This is a genomic window from Streptomyces sp. 2-1, assembly GCF_048564895.1.
Classification (GTDB): domain Bacteria; phylum Actinomycetota; class Actinomycetes; order Streptomycetales; family Streptomycetaceae; genus Streptomyces; species Streptomyces phaeochromogenes.
The window spans coordinates 8,036,077-8,050,043 of record NZ_CP183383.1 but is presented as its reverse complement, the minus strand read 5'-3'; the positions used below and the strand labels follow the sequence as shown (position 1 = coordinate 8,050,043).

At 70.2% G+C, this 13,967-nt stretch carries 14 protein-coding genes; 6 read left to right on the top strand and 8 right to left on the bottom strand.

Features of this window, described 5'->3' with window-relative positions; genetic code table 11:
• Positions 1-51 precede the first annotated feature (51 nt).
• Positions 52-288: a hypothetical protein gene (locus ACN20J_RS35420; RefSeq protein WP_361920283.1), complete on the top strand. Its 237-nt coding sequence runs from the start codon at positions 52-54 to the stop codon at positions 286-288.
• Positions 289-563: 275 nt separating this feature from the next.
• On the opposite strand, the gene ACN20J_RS35415 is transcribed toward ACN20J_RS35420, so the two are convergent.
• Positions 564-1,730 (bottom strand): citrate synthase, encoded by a 1,167-nt coding sequence (locus tag ACN20J_RS35415; RefSeq protein ID WP_419667553.1) that lies wholly within the window; start codon positions 1,728-1,730, stop codon positions 564-566.
• A 98-nt stretch (positions 1,731-1,828) separates the two neighbouring features.
• Here ACN20J_RS35415 and ACN20J_RS35410 point away from each other — a divergent pair, with 98 nt between their 5' ends.
• From ACN20J_RS35410 to ACN20J_RS35395, 4 genes are all read left to right on the top strand, one after another.
• Positions 1,829-3,088, top strand: a complete 1,260-nt coding sequence (locus ACN20J_RS35410) for a citrate synthase (protein WP_190226848.1) — start codon at positions 1,829-1,831, stop codon at positions 3,086-3,088.
• Between the two features lie 52 nt (positions 3,089-3,140).
• Entirely contained in the window at positions 3,141-4,091 is a 951-nt protein-coding gene (locus tag ACN20J_RS35405; protein WP_190226847.1) for a sucrase ferredoxin, read from the top strand.
• Between the two features lie 72 nt (positions 4,092-4,163).
• Entirely contained in the window at positions 4,164-5,846 is a 1,683-nt protein-coding gene (locus ACN20J_RS35400; protein ID WP_190226846.1) for a sensor histidine kinase, read from the top strand.
• Positions 5,843-6,523 (top strand): response regulator, encoded by a 681-nt coding sequence (locus tag ACN20J_RS35395; RefSeq protein ID WP_189841109.1) that lies wholly within the window; start codon positions 5,843-5,845, stop codon positions 6,521-6,523. The genes ACN20J_RS35400 and ACN20J_RS35395 overlap by 4 nt, the downstream gene beginning before the upstream one ends.
• A gap of 119 nt (positions 6,524-6,642) precedes the next feature.
• Here ACN20J_RS35395 and ACN20J_RS35390 read toward each other — a convergent pair whose 3' ends face one another.
• Both ACN20J_RS35390 and ACN20J_RS35385 read right to left on the bottom strand, forming a co-directional pair.
• Positions 6,643-7,698 carry an ABC transporter substrate-binding protein gene (locus tag ACN20J_RS35390; RefSeq protein WP_190226845.1) on the bottom strand — a complete coding sequence of 352 codons (1,056 nt, stop codon included), beginning with the start codon at positions 7,696-7,698 and terminating at the stop codon, positions 6,643-6,645.
• Between the two features lie 174 nt (positions 7,699-7,872).
• Positions 7,873-8,373: a hypothetical protein gene (locus tag ACN20J_RS35385; protein ID WP_190226844.1), complete on the bottom strand. Its 501-nt coding sequence runs from the start codon at positions 8,371-8,373 to the stop codon at positions 7,873-7,875.
• 160 nt (positions 8,374-8,533) lie between these two features.
• Between ACN20J_RS35385 and ACN20J_RS35380 the strand changes: the two genes are divergently transcribed.
• Positions 8,534-9,226, top strand: coding sequence for a response regulator (locus ACN20J_RS35380; protein WP_190226843.1), 693 nt, complete (start codon positions 8,534-8,536; stop codon positions 9,224-9,226).
• A 101-nt stretch (positions 9,227-9,327) separates the two neighbouring features.
• On the opposite strand, the gene ACN20J_RS35375 is transcribed toward ACN20J_RS35380, so the two are convergent.
• The 5 genes from ACN20J_RS35375 to ACN20J_RS35355 form a co-directional block, all read right to left on the bottom strand.
• Entirely contained in the window at positions 9,328-10,920 is a 1,593-nt protein-coding gene (locus ACN20J_RS35375; RefSeq protein WP_190226842.1) for a cation acetate symporter, read from the bottom strand.
• The gene (locus tag ACN20J_RS35370) at positions 10,917-11,405 is read right to left on the bottom strand and encodes a DUF485 domain-containing protein (protein WP_246574864.1); all 489 of its coding nucleotides are present in this window, start codon (positions 11,403-11,405) and stop codon (positions 10,917-10,919) included. The genes ACN20J_RS35375 and ACN20J_RS35370 overlap by 4 nt, the downstream gene beginning before the upstream one ends.
• 104 nt (positions 11,406-11,509) lie before the next feature.
• Positions 11,510-12,196: a response regulator transcription factor gene (locus ACN20J_RS35365; protein ID WP_190226840.1), complete on the bottom strand. Its 687-nt coding sequence runs from the start codon at positions 12,194-12,196 to the stop codon at positions 11,510-11,512.
• Entirely contained in the window at positions 12,193-13,344 is a 1,152-nt protein-coding gene (locus tag ACN20J_RS35360; RefSeq protein ID WP_190226839.1) for a sensor histidine kinase, read from the bottom strand. Before ACN20J_RS35360 ends, ACN20J_RS35365 begins: the two co-directional genes overlap by 4 nt.
• Positions 13,341-13,865, bottom strand: a complete 525-nt coding sequence (locus ACN20J_RS35355; protein ID WP_190226838.1) for a DUF1453 family protein — start codon at positions 13,863-13,865, stop codon at positions 13,341-13,343. The genes ACN20J_RS35360 and ACN20J_RS35355 overlap by 4 nt, the downstream gene beginning before the upstream one ends.
• Positions 13,866-13,967 lie beyond the last annotated feature (102 nt).

Here is a 13,967-nt window from a genome sequence, read left to right as displayed (position 1 = left end):
TTGTACGATCCCGCCCCGAATCATCTATTACTCCAGAGGACAGGGATCCCTTTGAAGATCGTGCGCCGCATCGGTGCGTCCCCACGCGAACGAGGCAGTCTGTCCGGCGACTCATGTCCGGACATTTTTGAACTCAGCGACGGGAACTTCGCAGTCATCGGAACAGAGGCCACCGCGACGCTCGACCAAGAACTCCCCCCTGACGCAGCACGCGCGGACTATGAACGCATCGTCATCGTCAGCAGAGAGACGCTGGTCCGCGCCAAAGCAGACATCCCCGACGCGTAACGCGACCACAGGGCTGTCGTAGGGACGATCCGGTCAACTGTTGAGGTCCATCCGGTCACCCCGTTGAGGTTCCTCCGGGACACGGTGCCGCGTTCCAGCCCGCCCCACACCCACCACGCCCCGCGCACCACTCCGTCACGACAGGGGCCTACCGAGATGGTCGGCGCATACCTCGCCGACCGCTCGATCCAGACTTCCCGAGGTCCGGCATCCGAACGGTGCCGGACCTCGCGCGTACGCGTCGCATGCCGTGCCCTACGTCGAATGTGTGACCCTCAGGCCACCGCGGGCACCGCAACCGGCGCCCCCGGCCCCACATACCGCGCCGCCGGTCGGATGATCTTCGGGTCCTCCGCCTGTTCGAGGATGTTGGCGCTCCAGCCGACGACGCGGGCCGCGGCGAAGGTCGGCGTGAACATCTCGCGGGGCAGGCCGCAGAGTTCCATGACGACGCCCGCGTAGAACTCCACGTTCGTGTGGAGTTCCCGGCCGGGCTTGAGCTCCGCGAGGATCGCTTCCACCTGGCGTTCGACCTCGACCGCGAAGTCGACCATCGGGCCGCCGAACTGCTCGGCGATGCCGCGGAGCATGCGCGAGCGGGGATCCTCGGTGCGGTACACGGGGTGACCGAAGCCCATGATGCGATCGCCGGCGAGGACGCGTTCGCGGATCCAGGAGTCGATGCGGTCGGGAGTCCCGATCGCATCGAGGGTGTCCAGGGCCCGGCTCGGGGCGCCGCCGTGCAGCGGACCGGAGAGCGCCCCCACCGCCCCGACTAGGCAGGCCGCCACATCCGCCCCCGTCGACGTGATCACCCGCGCCGTGAATGTTGATGCATTGAATCCATGGTCAATGGTCGAGATCAAGTACTGCTCGATCGCCCTCGCCCGGTCCGCGTCCGGTTCCGAACCCGTCAGCATGTAGAGGTAGTTGGCGGCGTAGGGCAGATCGTCACGCGGCTCGATCGGTTCGAGGCCCCGCCCGAGCCGGTGAAGCGCCGTCAGCAACGTCGGCACGGCCGCCGACGCGGCGAGCGCGTCCGCTCGACGCTGCTCGGCGTCAATGTCGTACACCGGCCGGAACCCCCGCGCCGCACCGAGCAGCGACAACGCGGTGCGCATCCCGGCGAGCGCCCCTGACCTCCCACTTGCCGCGGCGATCGCGGGCAGGACGGCCCGCACCTCCACCGGCAGCCGCCGCAGTTCCGCGGTCCGCGCGGCAAAGGCGGAACGCTGTGCCGCGTCCGGCAGTTCACCGTGTACCAGCAGATGCCACACGTCCTCGAAGCCGCGGGTCCGTGCGAGGTCGACGGCCGAGTACTGGCGGTAGTGGTAGAACCCTTCGACCCCTCTGACGTCACCCAGCACGGTGTCGGTGACAACGACGCCCGCGAGTCCTCGCGGTACGTCGACAGAAGCGGTCGCTGCCCGGTTGATCGGCATGTTTCCTCCCTGGACTTGATTCGACTGTCCATGCTTGACTCAATGCCTGTCAATATTGATTAAATCAACATTTAAGCTGCACAGATACGGTGATACTCATGACGGATCAAGAACCGGTCCTCGCGCACGAAGCGCGGCGCATCAGCACCAAGCAAGCCGCCGAACTGCTCGGAGTGAAACCCGAGACGGTCTACGCCTATGTGAGCCGCGGCCAGCTCAGCAGCCGACGCAGCACAGGCGGCCGAGGCAGCACCTTCGACGCCAAGGAGGTGGAGGCGCTCGCGCGTCGCAACAGGCGTGAACCGGCGGAGGGTTCACCCGCCGCCGGCACGCTCTCCGTACGCACCCGGATCACCTTGATCGACAAGGACCGGTACTACTTCCGAGGGGTCGACGCGACCGAACTGGCCGCGCGCCACTCCTACGAAGAGGTCGCCGAGTGGCTGTGGACGGGCGTCCTGCGCCCGCGCGCCACGTTCACAGCGCCGGAGGCATCCGTCGCCGTCGCCCGCCGTGCCGTCGACGCGCTTCCCGAGCACACGGGCCCGACCGACCGGCTTCGCGTCGCGGCCATCGCCGCGGCGACCGCCGACCCGCTGCGCTTCGACCTCTCCGAACAGGCCGTGCTCGGCACGGCCCGCACTCTGATCCCGACGCTCGTCGACGCCCTGCCCCCCAAGAGTCCCGACCACCGGGACGGCAGCTCGCTCGCGCACCGCCTGTGGGCCCGCCTCAGCGGCCGCGAAGCCGACGAGGCGTCCCTGCGCGCCCTGGACACCGCACTCGCGCTGCTCGTCGACCACGACCTGGCAGCCTCGACGCTGGCGGTCCGGGTCGCCGCCTCGGCCCGCGCCCACGCGTACGCCGCCGTCTCGGCCGGCCTCGGCGTCCTCGAAGGCCCGTTGCACGGAGCGGCCAGTGGCCTGGCGCACCGGATGCTGCTCGACGTCCTGGACCGGGGTACGGCGGCCCCGGTGGTCGCGGACGAGCTGCGGGCGGGGCGCCGCGTCCCCGGGCTGGGTCACCGCCTCTACCCCGGCGAGGACCCACGCGCGCGGGTGCTGTTCGGCCTCCTGGAGGAGGTCCCCCGCGCCGCCCCCGCCCTGGCCGCGGCCCGCGATGTCGTGGACACCACGGCCCGCCACGTACCCCTGCACGCCAACGTCGACCTGGCCCTCGCCGTCCTCACGGCCTCGTCCGGCATGCACGCCTCGGCGGGCGAGACGATCTTCGCCGTGGCCCGCACGGCCGGCTGGATCGCCCATGTGCTGGAGGAGTACGGCGAGGCCCCGCTGCGCATGCGCCCTAGCGGACACTACGTAGGCGCACGGCCCCCTCAGCCACTTCCGGAGCAGTGACACCACCCGCCCCGGAAGTCGCCTCCCGCCAAGTCAGGTTAGGCTCACCTCTGTGAGTACGTGCGCGAAGGTCTCACGGGACCTGGAGGAGCCCCTCGCGGGGACCGCCGCCACCGCGAGGACGTGGCTGCTCGTCGAACAGCCCGGCCCCTGGGGCGCCAAAGCGCTGACGTCGAGCCACTTGGACCCCGCACTCGGCCGAGCGCTGGAGCGGGCCGCCGAGGGCACCGGCGTACGCGTCGCGCTGATCCGGCGCCCGGGCCGCCATGCCGACTGCCACACGGTCGCCGAGCGCCAGGTGTACGCGGCCCACACCACCCCGGGAAACGTGTGGCTGCACAAGGCCACCACGTCCGACCCCGAGCGATTGCTCGAACTTGACTTCACCGAGCTCGGCGAGGGCCTGCCCGGCACCTTCGACACGGCTCTCGACGGCGCCCCGCACACCGGCGACCCACTCGCGCTCGTGTGCACGAACGGCAAGCGCGACCGCTGCTGCGCCCTTCTGGGCCGCCCCCTGGCCGCCGAACTCGCCGCCTCCGGAGTGGACGGCATATGGGAGGTCACGCACCTGGGGGGCCACCGCTTCTCCCCCACCCTCCTCGTACTGCCGTTCGGATACGCGTACGGGCGAGCCGAGGCCCACGCCGTCAAGGAGATCCTCCAGGGCGTACGAGAAGGCCGTGTCGTCACCGAAGGGTGCCGTGGGAGCTCTGCCTGGGAGCGCCCCGGGCAGGCCGCCGAACTGGCCGTGCGCACGGCGGCCCACGAGGACGCCGCGGGCGCGCTGAGCGTCGTCCGTACGGAGGGTTCGGCGCCCCGCTGGGAGGTGACCGTCGCCCACGCGGACGGCCGCCACTGGCTCGTCACGGTCGCCCAGGGGGCGGCCCTGCCGCCCCGCCCCGAGAGCTGTGGCTCGGCTCTCGGCTCTCCGGCCCGGATGGACGTGATGGCGGTGCGCGAGCTTTCTCGTACGGCTGCCGCGCACCCCGTGGGCCGCTGACCGCCTCTCCCAAACGAGATCCACGCCACACCCCCTACGGCACCGCGCGCCCCTCCCCGTACCGTCGTAGGCATGAGCCCCACTCCCCCTCGACGACTCCGCCTGGGCATGCCGAAGCGGATGTTCTCGCAGGTGCTGCTGATGCAGGTGGCGATCGCCGCCGGAGTCGCCGTCCTCGCGACCGGGCTGTTCCTCGCCCCGCTGAGCGAACAGCTGGACGACCAGGCGATGCGCCGCGCTCTCGCGATCGCGCAGACCACGGCGGCGCAGCCGAGGCTCGCCGAGGAGCTGAAGTCCACACCGGCCTCGGCCGACGGGCCCGTGCAGGCCGAGGCGGAGCGGATCCGCAAGGCCAGCGGGGCCGAGTACGTCGTCGTGATGAACGTCGACGGCACCCGCTGGTCGCACACGAACCCCGCCGAGATCGGCGGGCACGTCTCGACCGATCCGAGGTCCGCCCTGTCCGGCCGGGAGGTCATGGAGATCGACAGCGGCACCCTGGGCCGCTCGGCGCGCGGCAAGGTGCCGTTGCGCGACACCAACGGCCGCATCGTCGGCGCGGTCTCGGTCGGCATCGAGTACGACAGCGTGCGCGCCCGCCTCATCCACGCGATCCCCGGGCTCTTCGCGTACGCCGGAGGAGCCCTGGCCGTCGGCGCGCTGGCCGCCTATCTGATCTCACGGCGGGTGCAACGGCAGACCCGTGACCTGGCCTTCTCGGACATCGCCGGGCTCCTGGCGGAGCGCGAGGCGATGCTGCACGGCATCAGGGAGGGCGTCGTCGCACTGGACCGCGAGGGCAGGATCCGGCTCCTCAACGACGAGGCCCGGCGTCTGCTGGGGATCGGCGACGAGGCCGTCGGACAGCCTCTCGACACCGCGCTCGGAGAGGGCCGTACGACCGATGTGCTGGCCGGGACCGTCACCGGAACCGATCTGCTCACCGTCCGCGGTCAGCGTGTCCTGGTCGCCAACCGCATGCCCACCGACGACGGCGGTGCCGTGGCCACCCTGCGCGACCGCACCGAGCTGGAGCAGCTGGGCCGCGAACTCGACTCCACCCGCGGCCTGATCGACGCCCTGCGCGCCCAGGACCACGAACACGCCAACCGCATGCACACGCTGCTCGGGCTGCTGGAACTGGAGATGTACGACGACGCCGTGGAGTTCGTCGGCGAGGTGGTCGGTGACCACAGGGCGACCGCGGAACAGGTCACGGAGAAGATCCATGACCCGTTGCTCGCCGCCCTCCTGGTGGGCAAGGCCACCGTCGCGGCGGAGCGCGGAGTGGCCCTGTGGATCTCGGACAGCACGCTGTTCCCGGACCGGTTGATCGACCCGAGGGGTCTGGTCACGATCGTCGGGAACCTCGTCGACAACGCGCTCGACGCCGCCGCGGGGACCCTCCACGCGCGCGTGGAGGTCGAATTGCGCGCGGAAGGGCGTACGGCCGTCCTGAGGGTGCGGGACACGGGTCCTGGAATTCCTGCCGAACAGCGTGAGTTGATCTTCACGGACGGGTGGTCCACGAAGAAGCCCCCTGCCCACCGGAAGCGCGGGATCGGCCTCTCCCTGGTGCGCAGGCTCGCCGAGCGGCAGGGTGGCAGCGCCCGGGTCTCGGAGGCGGACGGCGGAGGCGCCGAGTTCACCATCGTGCTGCCGGAGGCACTGGCGGAGCCGGGACTCGCGCCGGAGCCCGCGCCCGGCCTCGTACTGAAGAGTGCCGCCACGACCGTCAACGAGGAGTCGCGATGATCGAGGTACTGGTCGTGGACGACGACATCCGGGTCGCCCGGGTCAATGTCGCCTACGTGGAGAAGGTCGCGGGCTTCCATGTCGCGGGCGAGGCGCACTCCGCGGCGGAGGCGCTGCGGCAGCTGGAGGCGCTGCCCGGGGTGGACCTGGTGCTCCTCGACCACTACCTGCCGGACGAGACGGGCCTCGCGGTCGTCCAGGAGATGCGCAGACGCGGCCATCAGGCCGACGTGATCATGGTGACCGCGGCCCGTGACGTCTCCACGGTCCAGGCGGCGATGCGCCAGGGCGCGCTCCAGTACCTGGTGAAACCGTTCGCCTTCGCCGGCCTGCGCGCCAAGCTGGAGGCGTACGCGGACCTGCGCCGCACCCTCGACGGCGGCGGCGAGGCCGAACAGGCCGAGGTCGACCGGATCTTCGGCGCCCTGTCAGCCGGCTCGGAGCCCGGTCTGCCCAAAGGGCACTCCCCGACCACCGCGGAGGCCGTGCGCCGGGCACTGGTGACCGCGGAAGGCCCTCTGTCGGCCCAGGAGATCGCCGACCGGACCGGACTCAGCCGCCAGACCGCCCAGCGCTATCTGAAGCTCCTGGAGCGCACGGGACGGGCCACCCTGACCCTGAAATACGGTGACGCGGGCCGCCCGGAGCACCGTTACGTCTGGGCGACCCGCGCCTGAGGACACGGCCGCGGTACGGAGGAAGCGACCGTACCCGCCTGTGTACGGCTGTCAGGGGAGTTCAGCCGCGCACAGGAGCTCGGTCCGCGGTCGGGGAGACCGCGGGTGTGGTCGAGGGGTCAGTCCTCGACCTTGTCCACGAACTCCGTGGTGTACGTCTTGCTGAGGTCCACGTCGGCGTTCTTGATGTCGGGGTTGAACGCCTTGAGGACCTTCTCGACGGTCTTGGGACCGTCCTCGGGCATCACACCGTCCTGCGTGAACATCGGCATGGTGCTCTGGATCGCGCTGGCGTAGAGCGTCCCGTTGCCCTTCGAGTAGTCGTCCGGCATCTCGTCGGCGATCTCGGTGGCGCTGTGCTGGGCCATCCACCGGAGGGTCTTCACGAAGGCGTTGGCCAGCTTCTGGACCGTCTTCTTGTTGTCGTTGACCCAATCCGTCTGCATGTAGAGGCTGGACGACGGGTACGCGCCGCCGAGCGCCTCGTCGGAACCCTCCGGGGTGCGCATGTCGAGGAGCACCTTGCCGCTGTTCTCCGCCAGGATCGTGGCGACGGTCGGGTCGGTCGTCATGCCGCCGTCGATGGACCCCTTCTTGAGCGCGGAGATGAAGCTCTGTCCCGCGCCGACCGGGACGGTCTTGAACTCGCTGACGGGCACACCGTTCTTGACGGCGAGGTACTTGGTGAGGAAGTCCGTCGAGGAGCCGAGGCCGGTGACGCCGAGCCTCTTGCCCTTGAAGTCCTCCGGCGAACTGATCTCGGTCGCCGCCTTGTCGGAGACGATCTGGACCTCACCGGGCGCGTGCGAGAACTGCACCACCGACTGGACGTCCTCGCCCTTGACCTGCAGATCAAGGGTGTGGTCGTAGAAGCCGACGGCTCCTTGCACCTTCCCGGCGACGAGCGCGGTCTCGGCCTCCACACCGGCGTGCTCGCCCAGCAGTTCCACGTCGAGGCCCTCGTCCTCGAAGTAGCCGAGCCGCTGCGTGAGCATCGCGGGCAGGTAGATGACCTTGTCCAGGCCGCCGACCATAATCTTGACCTTCTCTCCCTTGCCGCCCGCCTCGTCGGCGGCGGCGGCCGATCCGGCCACGTCATTGGCACAGGCGGTGAGCGAGGAGAGGACAAGCAGGCCGGCGGCTGCCAGCGACCCATGTCTGAGGGTCTTGGGCATGTTCGTTCACGTCCTTGTGAAGAAGGCGGTGCGGGAGAACGGGGGCCTCGGAGTGGCCGGTGACGGGGGCACCGGCCACTCCGCCAAAAGACCGGTGCCGAAGCAGAACCGGTGTCCTGGAGAGGGCTGTCTGCGAAATGCGCCTCCTGGGGAGACGCTCAACAAAACGGGGACCTAGGAGGGGCATTTGGGCCTGTGCGTGCCCTGGGAAGCGGGTTCGGCTGCCAGGGGCAGCGGGCGGGGGACGGCGACAACGGCCAGGCTTCCGCTTCCGCGGGCGGCCCGTGGACGGGAGACCGTACGGGCCGTCCTGGTGCCCTCTGTTTTCACGGTGGCAGGACCCGCCGTCAACGCGACGCCCATGTCCGTGTCCGCGCGGGCGATGGATTCCTTGGGGGCGCGGGCGCCGGAGACGACCGAATCGCACGGGCCCTTCCGCAGGTCGAGCGGTTCGTCCGGCACCACGGCTTCGCACTCCATAAGTTCTTCGAGACCGTTGACGAGGGTCGGTGTGGTCGGCCTGCCTCGACCTGCGAGGGCCACAACAGCCGTGAACCCGCAGCCTCCCACGGTCGGATCAAGACCGATGACGACCGTGTGCAGTTCCCTCGGCGGGGCTGTGAAGACCTTGCGCACGCCTCGCAACGCGATGGCGGGGCCGGTGTCTGCGCTCATGCCCCGCGACCGTAGCCGTGGCCCGCACCACGGCATCAGTCTTGTGTGCGCAAGGCGTTCTTCTGATTACAGAAGGGTGTTGTGCTCTTTCTGCTCACTCCACAACACTGGAGCCGACAGCACGGGCTCACCGCTCGCCCGGCTCGGGGGGAGAGGCCCGATGATTGACGTCCTGGTCGTGGACGACGACTTCCGTGTCGCCGAAATCAACGCAAAGTTCGTGGGGAAGGTTCCCGGCTTCCGGGTGGCCGCCCGTGCGCACAGCGCCGGCCAGGCCCTGGACGCGGCGGGCCGGAAGCCCGTCGACCTGATCCTGCTCGACCACTATCTGCCCGACCGGACGGGCCTCGAACTCGTCCAGCAGATGCGGGAACTGGGCATGGGCGCGGACGTCATCATGATCACCGCGGCCGGCGACGTGGAGACCGTACGGGCCGCGATGCGTCTGGGTGCCCTGCACTACCTGGTCAAGCCGTTCACGTTCGCAGCGCTGCGAACTCGGCTCGAGTCGTACGCCGCGCTGCGTCGCACCGTCGACAGAGTCAGCGACCAGGGCGTGGCAGGGCAGGAACAGGTCGACCGTATGTTCGGCGCCCTGCGTACGACGCCCGCCCCGTCCTCGCCGGGTCCGCCCACCGGTCACTCGGAGCCGACCACGGACCTGATCTGCACCGTCCTCCACCAGGCCGACCACCCCCTCTCGGCCCACGAGGTCGCCGCCGAGACGGGCCTCAGCCGCTCCACCGCGCAGCGCTACCTCCGCCACCTGGAACAGGCGGGCCGTCTCCGGCTCTCACTCAAGTACGGGGACACGGGGCGTCCGGAACACCGCTATGCGTGGGTCGCGCCTTGAGCCTGTGAGCCCTGCAGGACCGCCGCGGGGCCTCACAGGGCCTCGCGGGGAGGGTGCCCCACCTGGACACCTGGCCACCGGGACCGTCGCTCACCTGCCGTTCAGACCGCTCCCGCCCCCGTGAGCGCCCGCACCTCGGTTTCGGCGTGCTTGGCCTCGTCCGGCGGCTCCGACGAGGTGACCGTGCCGAGCCAGCCCGCCAGGAAGCCGAGCGGGATCGACACCAGGCCCGGGTTCTCCAGCGGGAAGTACTGGAGGTCGACTCCCGGGAACAGCGACGCGGGGCTTCCCGTCACCACCGGGGACAGCACGACGAGCACCAGGGCCGGCACCAGGCCCCCGTACACGGACCACACCGCGCCGCGCGTCGTGAAGTTCCGCCAGAACAGCGAGTACAACAGCACCGGCAGATTCGCCGACGCGGCGACGGCGAAGGCAAGCCCGACCAGGAAGGCCACGTTGAGGTCGCGCGCGAGCAGGCCCAGCGCGATGGCGACGACGCCGATACCGACCGCGGCGGTCCGCGCCACGGCCACCTCGCTGCGCGGCTTCGCACGCCGACGTCGCAGCGACGCGTACAGGTCGTGGGCCACGGACGCCGAGGAGGCGAGCGTGATTCCGGCGACCACCGCGAGGATCGTGGCGAAGGCGATCGCGGCGACGATCGCGAACAGAACCGTTCCTCCGGTGGAACCGGCGCCGCCGCCCAGATCGAGCGCCAGCAGCGGAACCGCTGTGTTCCCGGCCGCGTTCGACCCGCGTACGGCATCAGGGCCGACGATCGCCGCCGCCCCGAACCCCAGCACGATCGTCATCAGGTAGAAGCCGCCGATCAGACCGATCGCCCAGACGACCGAGCGCCGCGCGGCTCGCGCGGTCGGCACGGTGTAGAAACGCGACAGGATGTGCGGCAGGCCGGCCGTGCCCAACACGAGCGCGAGTCCCAGGCTGATGAAGTCCAGGCGCGCGGTCCAGTCCCCGCCGTACCTCAGCCCCGGCGCGAGGAACGACTTCCCGTGCCCACTCCGATCCGCCGCCGTACGCAGCAACTGGTCGAAGTCGCCGTGGAACCGCACCAGGACGAGCACGGTCAGCGCGATCGCCCCGCCCATCAGCAGGACCGCCTTGACGATCTGGATCCACGTGGTCGCCCGCATCCCTCCCATCGACACATAGATGACCATCAGGGCCCCGACGCCGATGACCGTCCAGGCCTGCGCCGCCTCGCTCGTACCGCCCAGCAGCAGGGCGACGAGGCTGCCGGCGCCCACCATCTGCGCCACCAGGTACAGAACGGACACGGTCACCGAGGAGGTTCCCGCCGCGATCCGCACGGGTCGCTCGCTCATCCGGGCCGCGACGACGTCCGCGAGTGTGAACCGCCCGCAGTTGCGCACCAGTTCGGCGACGAGGAACAGCACGACGAGCCAGGCGACGAGAAAGCCGACCGAGTACAGCAGCCCGTCATAGCCGAAGAGCGCGATCAGCCCCGAGATACCGAGGAAGGACGCGGCGGACATGTAGTCGCCCGCGATGGCAAAACCATTCTCCATGGGCGAGAACAACCGTCCGCCCGCGTAGAACTCCTCCGCCGAACCATGCCGGTGGCGGCTCACCCAGGTCGTGATCCCCAGGGTGACCGCGACGAACACGCTGAACAGCAGCAGCGCCAGCGTCTGATGGTTCCCGGTCACCGGTCACCACCCGCGACGCTTCGCGTCAGCTCCTGTGTGTCCCAGCGCAGATCGAGCGCGGCCCGGTCTCTGCGCAGCCGGGCGTGCCGTGCGTACGCCCAGGTGAACAGGAACGTCGTGAGGAACTGCCCCAGCCCCGCGACCATCGCCACGTTCACCGCGCCGACGACGGGCTGAGCCATGAAATCCGGAGCCGTCGTCGCCGTCACCACATAGCCCACGTACCAGGTGAAGAAGACGGCGACGGCCGGGACCACGAACCTCCGGTACCGGCTGCGCACCTCCTGGAAGGCCGCGCTGCGCTGCACCTCCAGATAGACGTCGGCCGTACGGGCGGTCCGGTCCTCCCGCTCCCCGCGCGCGGGCGGCACGGCAGGAGCGGGCGCACCCGTACTGTCCAACTCGCCCCAGCCTGAGGCGAGCGCGTCGTACCAGGGGTCGTCGAACCGGACCTTTCCGGAGTCGGGACCGTCGTACTTCTCCACCGAACTCTCCTTGTCCGCTGCCCGTTTCGGCCGCGTGCCCAAGGATGGACAGATCGGGAAGATCCCAGACTCTTTCCTCCGCGCTCTTCACCCCATCAGGTGACTCACCCCCCTGGTGGCCGCACAAGTCCCTTCCCGAAGGCGTAACGGACCGCCTGCGCACGGTCCTTGAGCCCCGTCTTGGCGAACAGGTTGTTGATGTGGGTCTTCACGGTGGCCGTCGAGACATGGAGCTTGCGGGCGATCTCCTGGTTGGTCAGACCGTCGGCGATCAGCACGAGCACCTCCGTCTCCCGCGCGGTGAGCCCGTCCGGCGCCTCGGTGCCCTCCGCGGGAACGGCAGGCTCCGGCTCGGACAGCCGCTCCAGCAGACGCCGTTGAATGCTCGGGGACAGCCCGGCGTCCCCCGACAGCACGCTCCGCACGGCCCGTACGATCTCGTCGCCGCCCGCGTCCTTGGTGAGATAGCCGCGGGCCCCGGCTCTCAGCGCGGGGAACAGCGAGCCGTCGTCGGCGTACGTGGTGAGCACGACGACCTGTGTCCTGGGGTGTTCGGTCCGGATGCGCCTTGTCGCCTCCACCCCGTCGCAGCGGGGCATGCGCAGGTCCATCAGCACGACGTCCGGGTCGAGCTCGGCCACCAGCCGCACGGCCTCGTGCCCGTCGGCGGCGGCCCCGACGACCTCGATCCCCGACAGCAGCCCGAGCAGCATCACGATGCCCTCACGCACCACGGTCTGATCGTCCGCCACGACGACACGGGCCGGTGCCCCGCCGTCCTCCTCCGTCATGCGGGCACCTTCAGCGTCACCATGAACCCCTCCTCGTACGGCCCGGCCTCCAGCGAGCCGCCCAGCAGCTCGGCCCGCTCCCGCATTCCGAGCAGACCGTATCCGGCGCCCGAGTGTGTGAATTCACTCGGCGGCGCTCCCGAATCCCTTACGTTCAACATCACTTCGTGCTCGCCGTAGTCCAGGCGTATGAGGATCTTGGCCCCCGGCGCGTGCTTCCGGACGTTCGTCAGTGCTTCCTGGGCGACCCTGCGCACCGCCTGCGACGCCTCGGCCGGCAACAGCCGCCGTTCACCCGTGACGGTGACATCGGCTCCGGCGGTGTCGGCGACCAGTTCGCTCAGGAACTCCTCCAGCGGGGACATCTCTCCGCGCAGCGCGGAGAGCGCCTGCCGGGTCTCGGCGAGGCCTTCGCGGGCCATTCCCCGTGCCGCCACGACACGCTCGAGGATCTGGTCCCTCTCCGCTCCCCTCTCGATCATCAGCCGTGCCGCCTCCAGGTGCACGAGTTGCGCCGAGAGGCTGTGCGCCAGCACGTCATGGATCTCCCGTGCGATCCGGGCCCGCTCCGCGAGCGCCGCCGACTCCGCCTCGGCGGCTCGTGCGGCCCGCTCCTGGGCGAGAAGCCGCTGGGCGCTGCCCCGGGCCTCCGCGTCCAGCCGCAGCACGTATCCGGCCAGAGCAAGCCCCGCGGTCGTGGCCAGGGTGGTCAGCCAGGCGTCGTTGTTCACTGCCGCGTACGTCCCCAGAGCCACGGCGCTCGCGGGCAGGGCCGCCGCGAGTGGCAGTCGTTCCATGGCGCTGACGGCGCAGGCGCACCACACGACGAGGGCAGGAATCCTCAGCCCCGCGCCCTCTGCCACCGCCGCGATGGCGAACAGCAGCACGAACAACCCCAAGGAGGGAAGCAGGCGATGCTCGAGCGTGACTCTCCAGAAGCCCCAGAACCCGAGTCCACCGACAAGGACTCCCAGCACAGCCCCTGCGACACCCCAGCCGTGCAGGTCGCTGTCGATGAAGGTCGTCGCCAGGAGGATGCCTACGGCGAAGGTGCGCCCGGCCCCGGCGAGAGCACGCCGTGCCCTGTGCACTCCCATTCGGGAGAGCGCCTCGCGGGAGGGCCAGAGCATCCAGACGTTCTCCGTCATACACGCTCCTTCCGCGAGGGCTGGGGCATGCCGTCACCGTACGCCGCGCTCTGCCCGCTCGCCGGGGGCAGTGTCTGCGCCCTGCGGACCATGATCCCGGAGCGCACCAGCAGCGTCACCGCGAGTGCGAGGAGCAGGGCGGAGCTGTCCTGGTGCAGGCCGAGGGCGGCGCCGAGGCCGAACAAACCCGCCCGCAGGGCTATCCCGACGGTCCAGACGAGGCCGCTGGCCTTGCTGCTCCTGCTCCACACCGTGCCGTCCGGTGTCCTCCAGATCCGGGTGGTCCAGGCCCAGCCGATGCCGGTGGCCAGGCCCACGAGGAGTTCGGCGCCGAGCAGGAGGACCGACAGCGTCCGGTGGTCGGCGTCGAGCAGGCCCGGTTCGCGCAGGGCCAGGAAGACCAGGACCGCGGGCACGACCCACCAGCTCCTGTCCGTCGCTATCCGACGGGTGCGGAACTGGCGGGCGATCACCAGGACGACAACGGCGAGGATCGCCAAGACATCGACAAGCCCGGACATCGCGGCCTCCGTGTGCGGGGAAGGGCGGGTGCCGGCAGCGAGCGCTGTCGACGCCTTCGACGCTACGGAAACGGGCAGGTCGGCAGATCGGAGCCAGGGTGG

Bases quoted from the DNA above. Each gene is read 5' to 3' on its own strand.
- ACN20J_RS35415 (WP_419667553.1), bottom strand. From the start codon at position 1,730: ATGCCGATCAACCGGGCAGCGACCGCTTCTGTCGACGTACCGCGAGGA.
- ACN20J_RS35410 (WP_190226848.1), top strand. From the start codon at position 1,829: ATGACGGATCAAGAACCGGTCCTCGCGCACGAAGCGCGGCGCATCAGC.
- ACN20J_RS35400 (WP_190226846.1), top strand. From the start codon at position 4,164: ATGAGCCCCACTCCCCCTCGACGACTCCGCCTGGGCATGCCGAAGCGG.
- ACN20J_RS35395 (WP_189841109.1), top strand. From the start codon at position 5,843: ATGATCGAGGTACTGGTCGTGGACGACGACATCCGGGTCGCCCGGGTC.
- ACN20J_RS35390 (WP_190226845.1), bottom strand. From the start codon at position 7,698: ATGCCCAAGACCCTCAGACATGGGTCGCTGGCAGCCGCCGGCCTGCTT.
- ACN20J_RS35385 (WP_190226844.1), bottom strand. From the start codon at position 8,373: ATGAGCGCAGACACCGGCCCCGCCATCGCGTTGCGAGGCGTGCGCAAG.
- ACN20J_RS35380 (WP_190226843.1), top strand. From the start codon at position 8,534: ATGATTGACGTCCTGGTCGTGGACGACGACTTCCGTGTCGCCGAAATC.
- ACN20J_RS35365 (WP_190226840.1), bottom strand. From the start codon at position 12,196: ATGACGGAGGAGGACGGCGGGGCACCGGCCCGTGTCGTCGTGGCGGAC.
- ACN20J_RS35360 (WP_190226839.1), bottom strand. From the start codon at position 13,344: ATGACGGAGAACGTCTGGATGCTCTGGCCCTCCCGCGAGGCGCTCTCC.
- ACN20J_RS35355 (WP_190226838.1), bottom strand. From the start codon at position 13,865: ATGTCCGGGCTTGTCGATGTCTTGGCGATCCTCGCCGTTGTCGTCCTG.